Consider the following 19,649-nt stretch of genomic DNA (forward strand, 5'->3'; position numbering starts at 1 on the left):
CGGGATGCGCGTCAGTGCGCTGCGATGGCGAGTTGCGGTCGACCGTGTCGTGCGGCGCGCTCGTAGGCGTCCACGGCGAAGGCGAATACGGCGGGCAAGGCGTCGGAGGACGCGACGTCGACTACGTCGTCGGTTTCAGGGAAATGAAAGTCGTCGGGACGCGCGAATAGTTCGCGCAATGTCGCTTCATGCCGCCCGGCGAAGCCGAGGTCTGCTACGGCCTCCGCTTCGATTGCGTGCAGCAGCCGCCAAGTCAGCGGCACGCCCTTGTCGATGTAACGTCCCGCAATCTGACGCGTGATGCGTTCGAGGTCGCGCACAGCACGGGCAAATTGCCTCTTGCTCAGATTTTCGCCATTCGACTCCATGATCCACCCCTTCCAACTGGTCTTATTGTACTGTACAAATATACAGTACTTGTTGCAATGAAAATAGCGTCTCGCTAGTCGACCCGGGTGTATGTGCGATTCCGCCTACGTGCCTTTCAGACGCGCACGACTATGCGCGTTGGCGAACGAAGCGCATCTTAGAGCCATGCTTGGGACATCACCTGAGCGGAACGCGCAGACGCTTTTCTGCATTCGTTCGACGGCACAGCGCGGCCGATCGCACTGCAAACCACGGGAGAACTGCAATGAACAAGGATCAAGTCGAAGGCGTTGGCAAGCAGGTCAAGGGCAAGATCAACGAAGGCGTCGGCAAGATGACGGGCGACAAGGCTCAGGAAGCCAAGGGCGATATGCAGCAGGCAGCGGGCAAAGTCCAGAAAGGCGTCGGCGATGCGAAAGAAGATCTGAAGGACAGCATCAAGAAGAACCCGTAAGGACGGGCACGGCGGCGCAGGAGTTTAGGCGTCGCATTTGAGACGGGATACGCTTTTTGCGTGTCCCGTTTTTCTTTGGGCCGGCGGTGCTGCTGCCCGAACTTGATGCGCATAAAGTCAGCCGTGGATCACCACCAGCAGCGCCTTCGCCTCAGCGCGCCCCACGTTGCGAATCGCGTGCGCTTCGTCTGCCGCATATCGCGCGGTCTCACCACTCTTGAGCCGACGAGTCGTGCCCGAGCTTTCCACTTCGATTGAACCGTTCAAGACCGTGAGATGCTCACGCGTGCCCGGCTCATGCGCATTCGACGCGAGCGCCGCGCCCGACTGTAACGTGAGTTCGTACCATTCGAATTTGCCGGCGAGTTCTATCGGGCCCCACACGCGCAACTGATAGCCGCCGTTGTCGCCGCTCAAGGTCGGTATCTCGTGTGGACCGGCGACACGTATGGCTTCGGCCGGCCTTTGCTGCGTGAAGAGCTGATCGAGGCTGATACCGAGCGCGTTGGTCAATCTCCAGGCGACCGCGATCGTCGGATTGGCTTTGTCGCGCTCGATTTCCGACAGCATCGATTTCGACACCCCCGCAGCTCGTGACAAATCATCGAGCGTAAGTTTCCGTTCGCTGCGCAATCGCTGAATGATTTCCCCGACGCGCGGCGGCGCCGCACCGCCCGCGCTGAATTCGCCTGCTTTTTCCTGTGAACCCGTGCTTGCCATGACTCGACTAATCCCTTAGAGTGTTCGGCATACTGGAAATTTGTTCGAAATATCGAACATGTCCGATGCGATGAATGCACTATAACAGGGCTATGGGCCGCGGCGCGAGCAGCAAAGCACGCGGATGCATGAGCACGTCAAGAACAAGGATTGCGATGAAAGACCGATACCTTTCCCATTTGCGCTCGACGCTCGACGAGATACGCGCCGCAGGGTTCTACAAAACGGAGCGCGTGATTGCGAGCCCGCAGTCCTCGGATATCCGGCTGGCGAACGGGAGCGACGTCCTCAACTTCTGCGCGAACAATTACCTCGGACTTGCGGACGATCGTCGTCTTATCGACGCCGCGAAAGCCGGACTCGACGCCGACGGGTTCGGCATGGCATCCGTGCGCTTCATCTGCGGGACGCAAACCGTGCACAAGGAACTCGAACAGGCAATCGCACAATTTCTCGGAACCGAGGACTCGATTCTTTATTCGAGCTGCTTCGACGCGAACGGCGGTCTTTTCGAAACGCTGTTGACCGAAGAAGACGCGATCATCAGTGACGAATTGAATCACGCCAGCATCATCGATGGCGTGCGTCTCTCCAAAGCGCGGCGTCTGCGCTACAAGAACAACGATCTCGCGGATCTCGAAGCGCGGCTTCAGGAAGCGGACGCAGCAGGAGCGCGCTTCAAGCTGATCGCGACAGACGGCGTGTTTTCGATGGACGGGATCATCGCCGACCTTGCTGGCATCTGCGATCTTGCGGACCGCTACGGCGCACTGGTGATGGTCGATGATTCGCACGCCGTCGGTTTCATCGGAGAAAACGGGCGCGGCACGCCGGAACACTGCGGTGTGCTGGATCGGGTGGACATCATCACGGGCACGCTCGGCAAGGCGCTCGGCGGCGCATCGGGCGGATATGTCGCTGCCCGCAAGGAAGTCATCGAACTGCTGCGTCAGCGAAGCCGGCCGTATCTCTTTTCGAACACGCTCGCGCCGAGTATCGCGGCCGCTTCGCTCAAAGTGCTCGAACTGCTCGCCAGCAGCGAAGGCGCAAGCTTGCGTCAACGCGTCCGCGAGAATGGTGCGCACTTCCGCCGCGCGATGTCCGCTCTCGGTTTTGACCTCGTTCCCGGCGAGCATCCGATCATTCCGGTCATGCTTGGCGACGCTCAACTCGCATCGAAGATGGCCGATGCGCTGCTCGACGAAGGCGTCTATGTGATCGGCTTTTCCTACCCCGTCGTGCCGAAGGGACGCGCGCGCATCCGCACGCAGATGAGTGCCGCGCATACGCCGGAACAGATCGATCGCGCGGTCGATGCGTTTTCTCGCGTCGGCCGGTCGCTCGGCGTCATCCGTTGAGCACCGTCTCCGGACTTTATGCGCATAAAGAAAGGCCGGGCCACGAACCCGCGCTCTTCTCAGCATCACTACGAAGACCAAACGTCAGGATCCAAACGCAATGAAAGCCCTAGCCAAACTCGAACGCGCGCCCGGCCTTACCTTGACGCGCGTGAAGCGGCCCGATGTCGGCCACAACGACGTGCTCATCCGTATCCGGAAGACTGCCATTTGCGGCACCGACATCCACATCTGGAAGTGGGACGAGTGGGCGCAGAAGACGATTCCCGTGCCCATGCATGTCGGTCACGAATATGTCGGCGAGATTGTCGAGATGGGCCAGGAAGTGCGCGGATTCGCCATCGGCGATCGCGTGTCGGGCGAAGGGCACATCACCTGCGGATTCTGTCGCAACTGCCGCGCCGGTCGCCGTCATTTGTGCCGCAATACGGTTGGCGTCGGCGTGGACCGCGAAGGCGCGTTCGCCGAATATCTCGTGATTCCGGCGTTCAACGCTTTCAAGATTCCTCCCGATATCTCCGACGATCTGGCCGCGATCTTCGATCCGTTCGGCAATGCAACGCATACCGCGCTGTCGTTCAATCTCGTCGGCGAGGACGTGCTGATCACCGGCGCGGGCCCGATCGGCGTGATGGCCGCGGCGATCGCACGGCATGTCGGCGCGCGCAATGTCGTCATCACCGATGTCAACGAGTATCGCCTCGAACTCGCCCGCAAGATGGGCGCGACGCGTGCCGTCAACGTCGCCCGGGAGGAATTGCGCGACGTCATGAGCGAACTCGGCATGACCGAGGGCTTCGACGTGGGGCTGGAAATGTCCGGCGTCCCGAGCGCATTCACGGCCATGCTGGAGTCGATGAACCACGGCGGCAAGGTCGCGCTGCTCGGCATTCCGCCGGCGCAAACCGCGATCGACTGGAACAAGGTCATCTTCAAGGGGCTCGAGATCAAAGGCATCTACGGGCGCGAGATGTTCGAAACCTGGTACAAGATGGTCGCGATGCTGCAAAGCGGCCTCGATCTGTCGCCGATCCTCACGCACACCTTTCCCGTCGACGACTATCAGCGCGCGTTCGATACGATGCTCTCCGGCAACAGCGGCAAGGTCGTGCTCGACTGGACAGAGGCCTGAAAGACGCGCCCGACAGCCGACACGCGCATCATTGCGCCGGCTGCGCGGGCGCCTTCGAAAACTCCGCTTGAATGGCGACGTGCACATCGTCGCCCACGGCCGGATACCACGTCGTCAATCCGAACTGGGCACGGCTGAAATGTCCGTCGGCTGAGAACCCCAGCGTTTCCTGCTTCGTGAGCGGATTGACCGCGTGGCCGTTGAACGTCACGTTCAGCGTGACCGGTTTCGTCGTCCCGCGTATCGTCAGATCGCCGGTCAGTACGCCCTTGTCGTCGCCAGTGCGCTGAAAACTCGTGCTCGTGAACACAATGGCCGGATAGCGCGCGACATCGAACATGTCCGGCCCTTTCAGCATGCGATCGAGCAGCGGCACGTTGGTATTGACACTCGACGTATCGATGTCCGCGCGCACCGAACTGCCGGACATGCCGTCCGCATTCCAGTCGAGTTGCGCCGTCACCTTGTCGAATCGGATGACGAAGCGCGAGTAGTGAAAATGATCGACGTCGAAGCTCACGTTCCAGTGATGCGGATCGAGTTGATAACGCCCCGGCGGCACGCTCGCTTCGTTCGGCGATACGCGATGCGTCACCACCTGCAACGGCGTACATGCCATCAACGCGGTAGCCGTCAGAAACGCAATCAGACGCTTATAAAACTTCATCGCGCGTTGCCTCGAAATAAAAATTAGAACTTCGACAAGTTTCGCCGAGAACGGACAAACGTGCCCAGACCGTCACGCGCTTTTCGCCTGCTCACCCGAAAATGGCGCGATCAGGTAGAGTTCGCCTCGACCACCATCTCAAAAATAAGGCGTCGTCGCTCATGTGCGATGGCGGAGAACACATGCGCATTTGGCCGCTCCGCTTCCGAACCTCTCGTGCCGGCTTTCTGACGGCTGTCGCGCTGGCCGCATCGGCGTGGACGCCTGCCGCGCACGCGGGCTGGTGCGACGATGGTCTTTGGGTCGATGCGATGATCGCCTCGCATCACGTTCATCCGGAGAAGGACTTCGAGGAGTTCAATCCCGGTATCGGACTGGAGTGCTGGGTCGCGCCGCAATGGGCGGTAACCGGTGGGTACTTTCGCAACTCGTTGTCGAAGCCTTCCTTTTATGGCGGCGGCGTCTGGGGGCCGGACTTCCTGCACTGGAATCACATCAGGCTTGCCGTGATGGCCGGTCTCATTTCCGGTTACGACTACGGCAGTTACGGCATCGGTCATAACCATACGGTCGGGCCCGTGGCCGCGCCGCTCATCATGCTCGATTACAAGCGCGTGGGCGCGAACATCATCCTGATTCCGCCGATTCCTTCAAGCGATCTGCCGTTCACGCTGGGTTTCATGCTTAAAGTGAGGTTCTAAGCGATCCTGTGGCGGGACGATAGAGTGTCGACTTTTCGAGGACCTCGCTCCAGCGACAATGATGTAGCGACGTTTCTTTTCACTGCATGAAGTGGCTGTCTGGGGCCTAATCACGGTGGGCACGCTGGATCTTCCGAAGAGGGAGCCAAAATCCGACGAAACCTACTCTGTCTCCTGATGTGTGATTAGGAAGCCAAAATAAAACTGTCGACTTTCGGCGCTCATGCGGGATTGGCGGTTGCTTGTAATACTATCGAGCACCGGACGCTTGAATGAGGAAGGATCTAACACCCTTCGCCGCCCGGCATCGCATGGCACGACTTCAGCTTTCGGATAGAGGGCATTTCGACAATACCGGCCTCTACAAGCTGGTGCGACGCAAGTGCGGTTACATTCGCCGAAGTCAGAATCGATCTCAATGGAATGCGCGCGCAACCGTCATGCACATTGCCTGGTTCGACCTTCGGCGCTGATTTCGTGCTATGTGGCGTGGTCCGCACTCGCGCTTGCAATTGGCGCCCCTATCGTATTTATTTGGATTGACTGCAGAGAGATGTCGATTGCCCGCTCCGGAAACAATCGATGAGCGTCAGCGCGTTGGTGTTGCCCGACGGTCCCTTTCCTCATTCGCCACGTGTTCGCCTGAACAAAATGATCCCGACGTCTATCGATATCGCGCTTTCCACCGCGTTCAGCTACGTGTTCCTCTCCGTGCTCGAATGGCTTCTCCATAGGTATTTCATGCACAGGAGAAACCGCGTCACGGCGTGGAGCGGCTTTATCAAATCGACACACTACAAACATGCCGTCCTGCATCACAACCTTTATTACCAGCAGTTCGATCACGAACCTGATCCGCGAGGACGCTATATCAGCGTAGATCCCGACTTCATCTTTACCGCGGTGCTCGCGGTGCCATTCGTCGCGGCGCTTTTTCAACTGGATCACATTCTGGCCTTGGTTTTTTCAGTGGTGCTGGCGCTTCATCACATCATCTGGTTCGCCGCTCATAGACAAATGCACATTCCGAGCGATGCGTTCTTCAGGAAGTGGTATGCGTATCAGTGGCTCGCGCGCAATCATTGGATGCATCACCGGTATCGACAAGTGAACTACAACCTCGTCTTTCCGCTCGCCGATCTGCTGTTTGGCACGTACAGAGCGCCGAACGAACGCGACCGCGAGCTGATGTCGAAGAACCGCGTGTGAAGGCGTTGCGACGGCGTTTTCACGTAGCGAACTTCCGGGCCCAGCATATCCGGACTCTCCGGAAGCGGCGCGATCCAAATTCGCGGAGCATCCCCAGGCCTGCTCGCCCATCGCCGACGTCTGCTTGATGCCCTCTGTCACGCGCCACAACCGTCGCGGACTCATCGATTTCCTCAGCAGCGCAGCAGTCACGACTGAAGCGCATTCTTCAAACGTATCGTTGGGCTCAATGACGACGGTCCGCCCGTGTGCCACTTAGGCATTCGCTTTCACGCCGTTCATGAGCGAATGACAGAACATGATGCGTTCAAACGAAGCCACCCGCGTTCGTCCTTTCAATGCGTCCGGGACGATCTACCCGACTTGCATCGCGACGCGCGGACGCGTGACATCCGGATAGCGCGCTGGCAGGCGCTGCGCCCATCAACCGATACGAAGGTGACCACGATGACGATCCCATTCAGCGGCGACGCCGCACCCCTGGACGAAGAAGGTGTCGGGACCGCGCTGGAAACGCTCGGGCTCAAGGCGCCGGAACTGTGGGCCGTGCTGGCGGTTGAGACCCGCGCGTGCGGCTTTCTGCCGGACGGACGGCCCGCGATCCTGTTCGAGCGTCACAAGTTTCACGATCAGACGAACGGCCGCTTCGACGCGACGCATCCCGAGGTCAGTGCACCTTCGTCGGGCGGCTATGGGGAAGGCGGCGCGCATCAGTACGAGCGTCTCGCAGAGGCCCAGGCGCTCGACGAGACTGCCGCGCTCAAGAGCGCGTCATGGGGCCTCGGGCAGGTGATGGGATTCAACTTCTCCACGGCTGGATACGCCAGCGTGCAGGCCATGATCGCCGCGATGACCCGGTCGGAAGACGACCAATTGCTCGCGACGGCGCATACGATGGCCGGGAACGGATGGCACAAAGCGCTGCGTCAACACGACTGGGCCACGTTCGCGAGAAGCTACAACGGCCCGAGCTATCGCGCCAACAACTACGACGTGCGGCTTGCGGGCGCATACAGCAAGTTCGCCTCGGGCGGCACGCCGGACCTCGTGCTGCGTGCGGCCCAGGTGTATCTGACGTATCTCGGGCTCGCGCCCGGCGCCATCGATGGCGTGATGGGCAGGTTCACCCGCTCCGCGCTGAACGCATTCCAGACGCAGCGTGGCTTGCCGCTCACGGACGGCATCGATCCGGATCTGCTCGGTCTGCTTAGGCAGGCGGCGCAGGAAAAGCGCGCGCTTCATTGAGGCAACCGCGAGCGAGCGCTGGCCGATGTCGCCGCCCGCCGAGGATTCGCCCACGCACACCGGCGCATCCCGGTCACCACCGCACGGTCAGTCCGCGGTAATCGAGGTATTCCAAGCCCGGTCGCCCTTGCTTGGCCAGCAGCACATTCACGACCCCGGGAACGCTTTCCTCGATCGACAGTTTCCCATCTGGCCCGCCCAGTTCGGTGCGCACCCAACCCGGTGCCATTAGCAACATGGCGCGGGGCGTTTGAGCCTGTCGCGCGGCAAAGCAGCGCATGAACTGATTCAGTGCCGCCTTGCTGCCACGGTAGACCTCTCGCTGGCCGGACTCGTTGTCGGCAATGCTGCCTTGTCCGGACGACATGACCCCGATCAGGCCCGTGGGCGGAACAAGATCGCACAGGCGTTCCACCACCCGCATCGGGCTGAGTGCATTGGTGATCATGAGGCTCACGTAATCGTCGGTCGACACCTCGCCGATAGTTTGGGTTGGATCCGGATTGGTGGTACCAGCATTGACGAACAGAATGTCGAACGTCCGGTCGGACAAGCGCTCGTGCAGGGCCCGGATCTCATCGGGGCGGGTGATGTCCAGAGTCTCGATTTCGACCTTGTCCCCATGCTCCTCGGCTAGCGCATGCAGCGGGGTCCGGCCGCTGCCGGCGCGCACGGTACTCGTGACGCGCCATCCCTTCCTCAGAAACTCAGCCGCCATGGCATGGCCAAGTCCGCGCGAGGCGCCGATGAGCAGAATCGTGGGCGTGTGAGTGGGGTTTGGCGCGTGGGGCATGAGCGTTCCTTCTTCGTCGGTGTGATGTTAGTCATTCTGGGGACCACTCCAGCTTTGCACCAGACGCCCTGCCTGCAATCCATCATTGCACCGAACGCCACACCTAGCCGCCTTTCCGCTATGCTCGAGCGATGTCACGCGTCGACCTCAATCTCCTGACGGCCCTGGATGCGCTGCTGGCCGAACGCAGCATTACGGGAGCGGCCCGGCGCCTGAACCTCAGCGTCTCCGCCATGAGTCGCACGCTCACGCGTCTGCGTACGGCCACTGGCGATCGCCTACTGCTGCAGGCCGGCCGCACGCTGGTTCTCACGCCCTACGCGGAGCAGTTGAGCCAGCGCCTCCCTTCGCTGACGCGCGAAGCGCAAGCGTTACTCAGCCCTGCAGACCACGGGTTCGACGCCGCCACCCTCGAGCAACGCTTCACCCTGCGAGCGGGAGAAGGCTTTATCGACCTGCTCGGTGTGCCCTTGATGAACAGGATCCAACGCGCAGCCCCCGGCGTGCAGCTTTGCTTTACGCCCAAGCCAGACTGGGACGCTCAGCCACTGCGCGAAGGCATGGTTGATCTCGAGATCGGTATCGTCGGGACCAAGGCCCCCGAGATCCGGACGCGCCTGCTCTTTCGCGACCGCTACGTGGGCGTGTGCCGACTTGGGCATCCGCTTATGGGCGCCATAGGTTTCAGCGTCGAGCACTGGACTTCGTGCGGCCATGTGGCGACTTCGCGGGTCAAGGATGCGGTTAGCACGGTGGACGCGGCCCTCGAAGCACTGGGCCTGCGGCGGAAGGTGATGATGGTGGTGCCGTCCTACACCAGCGCCATGCAACTAGCCCGTTACTCAGACTTGCTCACCACCATCCCGCATTCCTGTCTCGGCAACCCGTTCACACCCGACCACGCCGCGGCCAACGGGCTTCAATACTTCGAGCTGCCGGTTCTCACACCCGCTTTCAACGTCTCGGCGATTTGGCATCCTCGCCTGGACCAGGATCCGGGCCATCGGTGGCTTCGCGCCGAGGTGCTGGAGATGTGCCAGGCGGCCTATCCGCGAGATCCGAACCCGGAAGATTCATTGCGATCCAATCGCTAGTCCGGTCGCACACGCCTCATCTTTTGACGCGTCGTTGCTCTCCTGCGATTGGCTGTGTGAATGACCGCAATCAGTTCACGCCGCATCCAACATCCGCGCCGCATGCTGCAGACACTCCAGCAACAACGCGGCGGCGGGCGTCAACGGACTGTCCCGGCGCGTCACGACGCGAACCGACACCGCCGGCAACGCATCGGCAATGGGGAAGATCGCGAGTCCTTCGCCGACCCACGGATGGTCGAGCAGCGCGGCCGGCATCGCAGCCAGCGCATCCGAGCCACGCAACAACCCATGCGCGATGATGAAGCTCGGACACTCGATCACGCGCCCCGGGACCGCGAGCCCGCGCTCCGCATACGAATCCAGTAGCGCCTGCGTCGAGCTTTCCGGCGACGGATTCAACAGCCATTCCGCCTCCGATAACTCCGCAAGCGACGTGCAATGCCTCAGCGGATGATCCGCGCGCCCAACGATCGCCGAGCGGCTTTCGTACAACTCGATGTGATCGAACTCCGGCGCGAGATGCTCGGGCACGACGACCGCGACCACGAAATCGAGCGAGCCATCGCGCAGGCGCGGCATCGCCACGCCCGGGAAGCCTTCGATGAAACTCACGCGCGCATTCGGCATCTGCCGGCGAAACGCACGGTACGCCTGCGGCAATATCGATAACGCCGCGGTCGGCGTAACGGCCGCGCTCACGCTGCCCGCGCCGGCACCTTTCATCTGCGCGATGTCGTCCTCGGCGCGCCGCATCTCGCTCACGATCAAATGCGCCCGCACGCGCAACTGTTGCCCGAACGCGGTCAGTTGCACCCCGCGCGCGGTGCGCAAAACGAGCGGCACGCCGAGATCCTGCTCCAGCTCCTTGATCGCTTTCGTCAGCGCGGCCTGCGACAGGTGCAGGCTGCGCGCGGCCGCGCGGATGCTGCCTTGCTCGGCGGTCGTGAGAAACGCACGGAGCTGGTGGTACTTCATGCTCATCAGGGACATCCTAGGGTTATTGCCGACAACCATCGGTCATCACGCAATAAATTTACAGTCTTTTGGTTTGCGTTTCGGCTTTATATCCTTGGGACACTTGAAAACGCATCGAGCAAGGAGTGTCACATGTTGTCAGTCGAGCCCGTCGTTCCAGGCATTGCCGCCATCGCGGCCGAATTCGTCGATGTCCGGCGGCGCATTCACGCGCATCCCGAAATGGCGTTCGAAGAAACGCAGACGAGCGATCTCGTCGCGCAATCGCTCGCGCAGTGGGGCTACGAAGTGCATCGAGGGCTCGGCAAGACGGGCGTCGTCGGCGTGCTGAAGGCGGGCGAGGGCGGCAAGCGCATCGGCCTGCGCGCGGACATGGACGCCTTGCCGATCGAGGAAACCACCGGTCTGCCGTACGCGAGCACCCACGCCCGCACGATGCACGCATGCGGCCACGACGGCCACACCGCGATGCTGCTGTGCGCCGCGCGTTATCTTGCCGAAAGCCGGCAGTTCTCGGGCACGCTCATCGTGATCTTCCAGCCCGCCGAGGAAGGCGAGGCGGGCGCGCGCGCGATGATCGAAGACGGCCTCTTCGAGCAATTCCCGTGCGATGCCGTGTTCGGCCTGCACAACATGCCCGGTCTGCCCGCGGGCGACATGTTCTTCACGCCGGGGCCGGGCATGGCGTCGTCGGACCGCGTGAACATCACGGTGCGCGGCGTCGGCGGGCACGGCGCCATGCCGCACGTCGCACGCGATCCGATGCCCGCGGTCGCATCGATCATGCTCGGCCTCAACAGCATCGTCGCGCGCGAAGTGGATGCGCAAAAGCCCGCGGTCGTCACCGTCGGCAGCGTGCAGGCGGGCGAGGCGTGCAACGTGATTCCCGAAACCGCGCTGATGAAGCTCTCCGTGCGCGCCCTCGACGCGGGCGTGCGCGAACTCCTGCAGGCGCGCATCACCGCGCTCGCGAACGCGCAGGCGCTCGCTTACGGCTGCACGGCCGAGATCGATTACGAACTCGGCTATCCCGTGCTCGTGAATCACGCCGAACCGACGGCCTTCGCCACCGATGTCGCCGTGAAGATGCTCGGCGCGCAGCGCGTCGAGCCGGCCGCCAAGCCATTGATGGGCAGCGAGGACTTCGCGTTCATGCTCGAAGCGTGTCCGGGCACGTATGCGTGGATCGGCAACGGCGTCGGCTCGAAGGGCGGCTGCATGGTTCACAACCCCGGCTACGACTTCAACGACGACATCCTCGCCATCGGCGCGAGCTACTGGGTGCGCCTGGCCGAAGCCTGGCTCGCCGACTGATTCCCTCGGAGCACATCATGAACGCACCCACCTTCGCCAGCGCGCCGGCGAATGCATCGACGCATACAAGCCGCGCAGCGCGCACGCGGCTCGTGATGGCGGCGGCGGTCGGCAACGCGCTGGAGTTCTACGACTTCACGGTCTATGCGTTCTTCGCGCTCGTCATCGGCAAGCTGTTCTTTCCGGTGCACGATCCGGTCGGCCAGTTGCTGCTCGCGGTGGCGAGCTTCGGCGTCGGATTCTTCACGCGTCCCATCGGCGGCCTGCTGATCGGCATGTACGCCGACCGCGCCGGCCGCAAGAAGGCGATGCTGCTCACGCTCGGCCTGATGGCGCTCGGCACCGCGATGATCGCCGTCGCGCCGACCTACGCTCAGGCGGGCGTCGCGGGTCCCGTCATCCTCGTGATCGCGCGTTTGATCCAGGGCTTTTCGGCGGGCGGCGAGGTGGGCGCATCGACGACGCTGCTGCTCGAACAGGCGCCCGCGAACCGGCGCGGCTTCTACGCCTCGTGGCAGTTCGCGAGCCAGGGCTTGTCTGCGCTCGCGGGCGCATTGACGGGCGTCGCGCTCACCGCATCGCTGAGCGCGGCGCAACTCGAAAGCTGGGGATGGCGCGTGCCATTCATCATCGGCACCGCGATCGTGCCGGTCGGCTGGTGGCTGCGGCGCACGATGGAAGAAGCGCCGCGCGAAAGCGTCGCGGCGCAACCGAAAGCCCCGAAGATTCCCCTCGTCACGGTGTTGCGCGAGCATGGCCGCGCCGTGCTCAACGGGCTCGGACTGACGATCGGCGGCACGTCGGCGCATTTCATCATCGTGTTCTATCTGTCGATCTACGGCGTGAAGCAGCTTGGCTTGCCGAGCTGGACCGCGATGCTCTCGGGCTGCGTGTCGGGCGCGATCCTCTTCGTCGTCGCGCCGATCGGCGGCTATCTGTCGGATCGCATCGGCCGCAACAAGCTCGCGCAGACGACGCGCGTTCTGCTCATGCTCGCGATCTGGCCGGCGTTCGCGCTGCTGAACCAGTCGCCGACCACGGGAACGCTGCTCGCGGTCGTCACGGCGTTGTCGATCGTGCATTCGCTCAATGTCGGGCCGACCGGCGCGATGCTCGGCGAGCTCTTTCCGCGATCGGTGCGTGCGACGGGCGCGGCCATTGTCTACAGCCTGGGCGTCGCGATCTTCGGCGGCTTCGCACAGTTTTTCGTGACCTCGCTCATCGTCATCACGCAGAGCGCGATGGCGCCCGCATGGTACGTGATCGGCTGCGGCACGCTCTCGGTGATCGCGGTCGCGTGCATGCGTGAACGGTCGAGGGAATCACTCGACTGATCGTCAAATCTTGCGATAGAAAGCGCGCCGGGCCTGCGAGCGGGGTGTATAACTCGACAGGTCCGGCATTGAAACAAGGCCGCGCTCGCGGCCTTTTTCTCTGGATCCCACAATATGACGAACGCGCATCAAAAAGGGGACATTCATGCGCAAGCTACGCTCTCAAAGCTGGTTCGGCGGCAAGGACAAAGACGCCTTCATTCATCGCTCGTGGATGAAAAACCAGGGCATTCCTCACGATAACTTCGATGGCCGCCCGGTCATCGGCATCTGCAATACGTGGTCCGAACTCACGCCGTGCAACGCGCATTTCCGCGAGCTCGCGGAATACGTGAAGCGCGGCGTGCGCGAAGCGGGCGGCCTGCCGCTCGAATTCCCGGTGATGTCGCTCGGCGAATCCAATCTGCGGCCCACCGCCATGCTGTTCCGCAATCTCGCGTCGATGGATGTCGAAGAGTCGATACGCGGCAATCCTATCGATGGCGTCATTCTTCTCGTCGGCTGCGACAAGACCACGCCCGCGTTGCTGATGGGCGCGGCATCGTGCAATCTGCCCGCGCTCGCCGTGTCGGGCGGCGCGATGCTGAACGGCCGCTTTCGCGGCGGCACGATCGGCTCGGGCACGGGCGTGTGGCAGATGTCGGAGGAAGTGCGCGCGGGCACGATGACGCAGGAAGAATTCGTCGAGGCCGAGTCGTGCATGAACCGCTCGCGCGGCCATTGCATGACGATGGGCACGGCCTCCACGATGGCCTCGATGGTCGAATCGCTCGGCATGGGCTTGCCGCAAAATGCCGCGATTCCCGCCGTCGATGCGCGCCGTCAGGTGCTTGCCCATATGGCGGGGAGGCGCATCGTCGATATGGTCAAAGACGATGTCACGATGGACAAGATCCTCACGCGCGAGGCTTTCGAAAACGCGATCCGCACCAACGCGGCTATCGGCGGATCGACGAATGCGGTCGTGCATCTGATCGCGCTCGCCAAGCGCATCGGCGTGGAACTGACGTTGGAGGACTGGGAACTCGGCAGCAACGTGCCATGCCTCGTCAATCTGCAACCATCGGGCGAGTACCTGATGGAAGACTTCTATTACGCGGGCGGGCTGCCCGCGGTGTTGCGTCAGCTCGGCGAACAAGGGCTTTTGCATCGCGATGCGCTCACGGTGAACGGCCGCTCGATCTGGGAGAACGTGAGCGAGGCGCCGAACTACGACGAGAAAGTCATCACCACCTTCGCGCAGCCATTCAAGCCGCATGCGGGCATCGCGGTGCTGAAGGGCAATCTCGCGCCGAACGGAGCCGTCATCAAGCCATCGGCGGCGACGGCTTCGCTTTTGAAGCATCGCGGGCGCGCGGTCGTGTTCGAGAACGTCGAAGACCTGCACGCCAAGGTCGACGACGATTCGCTCGATATCGACGAGCACTGCATCATGGTGTTGAAGGGCGCGGGGCCGAAGGGCTATCCGGGTTTCGCGGAAGTCGGCAACATGCCGCTGCCGAAAAAAGTGCTTCAGAAGGGCATCACGGACATGGTCCGCATCTCCGATGGCCGCATGAGCGGCACGGCCTACGGCGCGGTCGTGCTGCATGTGTCGCCGGAAGCGGCGGCGGGCGGCCCGCTCGCGCTCGTGCAGACAGGCGACATGATCGAGCTCGATGTCGAGGCGCGTCGCCTGCATCTCGACGTATCGGACGAGGAACTCGAACGACGCCGCGCCGCGTGGCAAGCGCCCGAGTTGCCGAAGCGCGGCTATTACCGCCTGTATGTCGAGCACGTACTGCAGGCGGATCAGGGCGCGGATCTGGACTTCCTCGTCGGATCGAGCGGCGCGCCGGTGCCGCGCGACTCGCATTGATCGGAGGCGATTCATGACAGACCAGCATCAAGCGCCGCCGCCGGGCATGTGGCCGGTTCTCTATGCGTTCTTCGACGCGCTGAACCGCATCGACAGCGACGCCACGCGCAAGCAGATCGACGCCACCATCGCGGCGGGCGCGCCCGCCATCGTCACGCTCGGGCTTGCGACGGAAGTGAATCGCCTGTCGGAAGACGAAAAGCGCACGATGATCGACGATTGCGCCGCGCATATCGCGGGGCGCGTGCCGCTTGCCGTCACCATCACGGGCGATAGCGTGGAGCGTCAGGTCGCGCTTGCCGATTACGCGCTCGAACGCGGCGCGTCGTGGCTCATTCTTCAGCCGCCGTCCAAGCGCGGCGAGCCCGAGGCGTTCTACTACGACTTCTTCGCCTCGGTGCTCGAACGAACCGGCGCGAGCGCAGGCCTGCAGAACGCGCCCGAATATCTCGGCGTGGGTTTGTCGGCGGAATCGATCGCCGCGCTCGCCGCCGAGCGGCCCAACTTTCGCCTGCTCAAAGGCGAAGGCCCGGCCGTGACGATACGCGCGACCATCGAGCGCCTGCGCGCGCTCGAACAGACGCTCGCCGTGTTCAACGGGCGAGGCGGCCAGGAACTCATCGACAACCTGCGCGCGGGTTGCGATGGCCTGATCGTCGCGCCGGATGCGTTCGATCGTCAGGTGGCGATCCACGAAGCGTTCGCTGAAGGCCACGAGCATGACGCCGAATCGCTGTATGCCGAAGTGCTGCCGGAGATCGTCTTCGTGATGCAATCGCTGGAAACGCTCACCTGTTACGGCAAGCGCATTGCGGCATGGCGCATGGGCTTCGATGTCGCGCACGATCGCGGCGCGCGCCCGACGTCATTCGGCCTCGAATGCGCGCGGCGTTTCGCGCAACATCTCGGTCCAACCTCGCGCGTTTTGCGCCGCTGAACCGTCAGGCCGGGCGGCGCGTGAAGCGCTGCTCGGTCACCGCCTTGCCCCATTGCTGGCCTTCGGCTTCGTCCGTCAGCGTGAAGCCGAACGACTCGTACAAGTGACGCGCGGCGTCGAGACTCTTGAAGGTCCACAGGTACGTCTCGTCGTAATGCGCGTCCACGAAGTCCATTGCGCGCGCCATCAATTGCCGGCCCACGCCGCTGCCGCGCAATGCATCGTCGATGATGAACCAGCGCAGATGCGCGACGCGCGTCGCGGCATCGCCATCGATTGCGAGCGAGCCGAGCGTGCGTTCGCCTTCCATGACGAGCCACAGCGCCTTGCCTTGCGCCGGCAGTTTCTCGGCGAATGCGGCCAGTTCCGTTGCCACCTTGCGCTCGAAGAACACGCCGAAGCCCGCATGATGCGCATAGAAACGCGCGTGCAGACTCGCGATATCGCCGATGCATCCCGGCCGATAACCTTCGACGATACAGGCGCTTTCGGTATGCGCGGCGCGCGCCTTCTCGTGCTGGTGATCGTGACCATGCGCGAGCGCATCGGCGTACAGCGCGAGCGAGCGCACGAGCGTCTGCTGATCTTCGGGCACCATGCGGCGCAGCGCGTCGGAGACCTGGTCGGTGGCGAACTTGTCGATCTTTCGGCGCAGCTTCTGCCCGGCCGACGTGAGATAAAGTTCCGACGAGCGCGCGTCGTCGCTCGAAGTCTGGCGCGTGAGCAGCCCCGCCGCTTCGAGCCGCGCAATCTGGCGGCTCGCGTTCGATTTGTCGAGCCGCAGAATCGCGGCGATATCGCGCGCCTGGATGCCGGGCGTCGCGCCGATCTCGATGATCGCGTGCACCGCGGAAGGCGCGAGGCCGCTGTCCGCGAGCGTGTTGCGCATGAAGCCCAGTTCGCGCACGAGCTTGCGCGAAAACTCGCGTAACTCGAGGATGGTTTTGTCGCGGGATTGAACGGGGGTATCGACGAAGTCCATGGCGGTTCCGTTGGTTGCGAAGCGCAACGATGTCCTCGTAGACTAGTTGCGCCCCGCAACTTTTGCAAGCGAAACGATGCGGTAAATCGTGCTCCCGCAAAATCTCACCTTGCGGCAAACCGGCAAAAATGGACAGGCAAAAAAGAACCCGGCTCAAGGCCGGGTGAAGGAGATCGGGCGAGTTCCGAGTCACGCCCGATCGCGTGGCACGCTGCTGCGCGGTGATTCGCCGGCAAGCCGGCGCGTTCGACGTATAGTGCGTGGCCCAACCTTATGCGATGCTTAAAGCCTGCGCTTCACTTGGCCGATGCCGGGCGACAATGTGCGGTCGCGCGCGTGACTTAAGTGGCGGTTAAGCATGCGGGCGGGAGAATCGGCGGCGACGCGTCAGAGCCTGGAGAATCGCATGCGCCTGTTACTGGTGGAGGACGACGAGATGATCGCGGAAAGCGTGCTCGCGGCGCTGCGCCGCGCGAGCTACACCGTGGACTGGGCGCAGGACGGCCGGGCCGCGGAGCTTTCGCTCGGCAACGACGTGTACGACCTCGTGCTGCTGGACCTGACGCTGCCCAAGCGTGACGGCATCGACGTGCTCGCGGACTATCGCAAGAAGGGCGGCGCCGCGCCCGTGATGATCCTGACCGCGCGCGATGCCATCGACGACCGTATTCGCGGCCTCGATACCGGCGCGGACGACTATCTGATGAAGCCCTTCGATCTGGACGAGCTCGCCGCCCGCGTGCGCGCGCTGCTGCGGCGGCGCACCGGTCACAAGCATCCCGTCTATACGCACGGCGAACTGACGCTCGATCCCGCCGCGCACGAAGCGGCCAAGGGCGGCGTCGTGCTCAATCTCGTGCCGCGCGAATTCTCGCTGCTGCAGGCGCTGATCGAAGAGCCGTCGCGCGTGTTCCGCCGCAACGAGCTCGAAGAAAAGCTGTACGGCTGGGGCGAGGAAGTCGGCAGCAATGCGATCGAAGTCCACGTGCACAGCCTGCGGCGCAAGATCGGCGCGGACGAGATCGTGACCGTGCGCGGCGTCGGCTATCGACTGAAGAGGATCGGATGACATCCATCCGCCGATGGCTGCTCGGCTGGCTCTTCTGCGGCCTCGGCATTGCGTGTCTGATCGCGGGAATCGGCATTTTCAGCGCTGCGCGGCTGGAGGCGGGCGAGCTTTTCGACTACGAACTGCGCACGGTCGCGCTTTCGCTGCCGCACAACATCACCGCCGACGGCATCGCAGAGGGACGCGATCCCGAACTGCACGGCATCGCGGACGACAGCCTCGTCATCGACATATGGGACCGCTCGGGCCGCCTCATTTATCACTCGCCGCGTGAGCCGGCGTTGCCGCGCTTCGGCGAGGGCTTTCAATCCGCCGATCGTGAGGGCTATCGCTGGCGCGCGTTCGGCGTCACGCAGCCGGATCGTTTCGTGCAAGTCGCGCAGCCCTATTTCATTCGCGACGACATGGCCGTGACGCTCGCGCTGCGCACCATCTGGCCGCTTGCGCTGCTCATTCCGGCGATCGTCGTGATCGTGCTGGTCGTCGTCGCGCGCGGACTGTCGCCGGTGCGCTGGCTGTCGCAGTCGCTCGCCGCGCGCTCGCCGGAATCGCTCGAACCCATTGCATTGACCAAGCCGATGCCGGACGAACTGCGCCCGCTCGTCGACGCATTGAACGGTCTGCTCGCGCGCCTGAACGACGCGTCGCAGGCGCAACGAACCTTTGTCGCGGATGCGGCGCACGAGCTACGCACGCCGCTCACCGCGCTGAAGCTGCAAATCCAGGGCGCCATCGGCGACGGCTCGCTACAGGTCGATCACGGGACGATCGCGAAAATCGACGGCCGCCTGAACCGTCTCATCCACCTCGCGCAGCAGTTGCTCAGCATGGCGCGCGAAGATGCCGCGCCCGAAGAGGCCATCGCGCCGATGAGCCTGCGCGCGCTCTGCGAAATGCGCGTCGCCGATTTCTCGCTGCTGGCGGAAGCTCGACACATCGATCTCGGTCTGGAACTCGAACACGCGCTGAGCGACGACGACGCGTTCACCATCCTGGGCGACACGCACGCGTTCGCCGCGCTCGTCAACAATCTGCTCGACAACGCGATTCGCCATACGCCGCCCGGCGGCCGCGTCGACGTGACCTTGCGGCGCGAAACGCCAGGCATTACGTTGACCGTGCTCGATTCCGGCACGGGCATTCCGGAGAGCGAGATCGACCGCGTGTGCGACCGCTTCTATCGTTGCAGCGGCACGTCGGGGCATGGCAGCGGACTCGGGCTCGCTATCGCGCTGCGGGTCGCGCAACGGCATCATGCGACGCTCGACGTGAAGAACCGCGCGGACGCGAGCGGCCTCGCCGTCTCGGTGCGCGGCTTGCGCGTGGCGACGCCGTCCTTGCTTGAGAGCGATATCGTCAGCGGAATGAATGCGTGAATGAAAGCGCAAGAAGCGGGGCGTCGATATTTTCACGCGCGATGATGCTGGTTGTTTCC

Annotated in this window: 19 protein-coding genes; 13 read left to right on the top strand and 6 right to left on the bottom strand. The window is 63.1% G+C overall.

Going from position 1 to position 19,649, the window contains the following annotated elements; translation table 11 throughout:
* Positions 1 to 11: 11 nt before the first annotated feature.
* A complete protein-coding gene (locus LY284_RS23470) occupies positions 12 to 368 on the bottom strand; it encodes a DUF2471 family protein (protein ID WP_014251555.1) in 357 nt (118 codons plus the stop codon).
* Between the two features lie 266 nt (positions 369 to 634).
* Between LY284_RS23470 and LY284_RS23475 the strand changes: the two genes are divergently transcribed.
* On the top strand, positions 635 to 823 hold the full coding sequence (locus LY284_RS23475) for a CsbD family protein (protein WP_014251556.1): 189 nt from the start codon (positions 635 to 637) through the stop codon (positions 821 to 823).
* Between the two features lie 117 nt (positions 824 to 940).
* Here the strand turns inward: LY284_RS23475 and LY284_RS23480 are convergent, their stop codons facing one another.
* Positions 941 to 1,543 carry a helix-turn-helix domain-containing protein gene (locus LY284_RS23480; RefSeq protein WP_233388130.1) on the bottom strand — a complete coding sequence of 201 codons (603 nt, stop codon included), beginning with the start codon at positions 1,541 to 1,543 and terminating at the stop codon, positions 941 to 943.
* Positions 1,544 to 1,698: 155 nt separating this feature from the next.
* On the opposite strand from LY284_RS23480, the gene LY284_RS23485 reads away from it, so the two are divergent.
* Both LY284_RS23485 and tdh read left to right on the top strand, forming a co-directional pair.
* Positions 1,699 to 2,901 carry a glycine C-acetyltransferase gene (locus LY284_RS23485; RefSeq protein ID WP_233388131.1) on the top strand — a complete coding sequence of 401 codons (1,203 nt, stop codon included), beginning with the start codon at positions 1,699 to 1,701 and terminating at the stop codon, positions 2,899 to 2,901.
* A 100-nt stretch (positions 2,902 to 3,001) separates the two neighbouring features.
* Complete coding sequence (gene tdh / locus LY284_RS23490) at positions 3,002 to 4,033, top strand: L-threonine 3-dehydrogenase (protein ID WP_045452530.1); 1,032 nt, start codon at positions 3,002 to 3,004, stop codon at positions 4,031 to 4,033.
* 28 nt (positions 4,034 to 4,061) lie between these two features.
* Here the strand turns inward: tdh and LY284_RS23495 are convergent, their stop codons facing one another.
* Positions 4,062 to 4,700: a YceI family protein gene (locus LY284_RS23495; protein ID WP_233388132.1), complete on the bottom strand. Its 639-nt coding sequence runs from the start codon at positions 4,698 to 4,700 to the stop codon at positions 4,062 to 4,064.
* A gap of 182 nt (positions 4,701 to 4,882) precedes the next feature.
* On the opposite strand from LY284_RS23495, the gene LY284_RS23500 reads away from it, so the two are divergent.
* From LY284_RS23500 to LY284_RS23510, 3 genes are all read left to right on the top strand, one after another.
* On the top strand, positions 4,883 to 5,401 hold the full coding sequence (locus LY284_RS23500; protein ID WP_233388133.1) for a hypothetical protein: 519 nt from the start codon (positions 4,883 to 4,885) through the stop codon (positions 5,399 to 5,401).
* Positions 5,402 to 6,052: 651 nt separating this feature from the next.
* Entirely contained in the window at positions 6,053 to 6,610 is a 558-nt protein-coding gene (locus LY284_RS23505; protein ID WP_233388134.1) for a sterol desaturase family protein, read from the top strand.
* Between the two features lie 447 nt (positions 6,611 to 7,057).
* Positions 7,058 to 7,855, top strand: coding sequence for an N-acetylmuramidase domain-containing protein (locus LY284_RS23510; RefSeq protein WP_077157996.1), 798 nt, complete (start codon positions 7,058 to 7,060; stop codon positions 7,853 to 7,855).
* Positions 7,856 to 7,928: 73 nt separating this feature from the next.
* Here LY284_RS23510 and LY284_RS23515 read toward each other — a convergent pair whose 3' ends face one another.
* Positions 7,929 to 8,648, bottom strand: coding sequence for an SDR family NAD(P)-dependent oxidoreductase (locus tag LY284_RS23515; RefSeq protein WP_233388135.1), 720 nt, complete (start codon positions 8,646 to 8,648; stop codon positions 7,929 to 7,931).
* A gap of 131 nt (positions 8,649 to 8,779) precedes the next feature.
* Between LY284_RS23515 and LY284_RS23520 the strand changes: the two genes are divergently transcribed.
* Positions 8,780 to 9,742: a LysR family transcriptional regulator gene (locus tag LY284_RS23520; RefSeq protein ID WP_233388136.1), complete on the top strand. Its 963-nt coding sequence runs from the start codon at positions 8,780 to 8,782 to the stop codon at positions 9,740 to 9,742.
* A 75-nt stretch (positions 9,743 to 9,817) separates the two neighbouring features.
* Here LY284_RS23520 and LY284_RS23525 read toward each other — a convergent pair whose 3' ends face one another.
* Positions 9,818 to 10,720 (bottom strand): LysR substrate-binding domain-containing protein, encoded by a 903-nt coding sequence (locus tag LY284_RS23525; RefSeq protein ID WP_233388428.1) that lies wholly within the window; start codon positions 10,718 to 10,720, stop codon positions 9,818 to 9,820.
* 132 nt (positions 10,721 to 10,852) lie between these two features.
* Between LY284_RS23525 and LY284_RS23530 the strand changes: the two genes are divergently transcribed.
* The 4 genes from LY284_RS23530 (at position 10,853) to LY284_RS23545 (ending at position 16,163) form a co-directional block, all read left to right on the top strand.
* Entirely contained in the window at positions 10,853 to 12,034 is a 1,182-nt protein-coding gene (locus LY284_RS23530; RefSeq protein ID WP_233388137.1) for a M20 aminoacylase family protein, read from the top strand.
* A 17-nt stretch (positions 12,035 to 12,051) separates the two neighbouring features.
* Entirely contained in the window at positions 12,052 to 13,368 is a 1,317-nt protein-coding gene (locus LY284_RS23535) for an MFS transporter (RefSeq protein ID WP_233388138.1), read from the top strand.
* A gap of 145 nt (positions 13,369 to 13,513) precedes the next feature.
* Positions 13,514 to 15,226: an IlvD/Edd family dehydratase gene (locus LY284_RS23540; RefSeq protein WP_233388139.1), complete on the top strand. Its 1,713-nt coding sequence runs from the start codon at positions 13,514 to 13,516 to the stop codon at positions 15,224 to 15,226.
* A gap of 13 nt (positions 15,227 to 15,239) precedes the next feature.
* A complete protein-coding gene (locus tag LY284_RS23545; RefSeq protein WP_233388140.1) occupies positions 15,240 to 16,163 on the top strand; it encodes a dihydrodipicolinate synthase family protein in 924 nt (307 codons plus the stop codon).
* Between the two features lie 4 nt (positions 16,164 to 16,167).
* Here the strand turns inward: LY284_RS23545 and LY284_RS23550 are convergent, their stop codons facing one another.
* Positions 16,168 to 17,145, bottom strand: a complete 978-nt coding sequence (locus LY284_RS23550; protein WP_233388141.1) for a helix-turn-helix domain-containing GNAT family N-acetyltransferase — start codon at positions 17,143 to 17,145, stop codon at positions 16,168 to 16,170.
* A gap of 406 nt (positions 17,146 to 17,551) precedes the next feature.
* Here LY284_RS23550 and LY284_RS23555 point away from each other — a divergent pair, with 406 nt between their 5' ends.
* Both LY284_RS23555 and LY284_RS23560 read left to right on the top strand, forming a co-directional pair.
* Positions 17,552 to 18,214, top strand: coding sequence for a response regulator (locus LY284_RS23555; protein WP_014251572.1), 663 nt, complete (start codon positions 17,552 to 17,554; stop codon positions 18,212 to 18,214).
* The gene (locus LY284_RS23560) at positions 18,211 to 19,590 is read left to right on the top strand and encodes an ATP-binding protein (protein WP_233388142.1); all 1,380 of its coding nucleotides are present in this window, start codon (positions 18,211 to 18,213) and stop codon (positions 19,588 to 19,590) included. The genes LY284_RS23555 and LY284_RS23560 overlap by 4 nt, the downstream gene beginning before the upstream one ends.
* Positions 19,591 to 19,649 lie beyond the last annotated feature (59 nt).

Source organism: Caballeronia sp. PC1 (assembly GCF_021353155.1).
In the GTDB taxonomy this organism is placed as follows: domain Bacteria; phylum Pseudomonadota; class Gammaproteobacteria; order Burkholderiales; family Burkholderiaceae; genus Caballeronia; species Caballeronia cordobensis.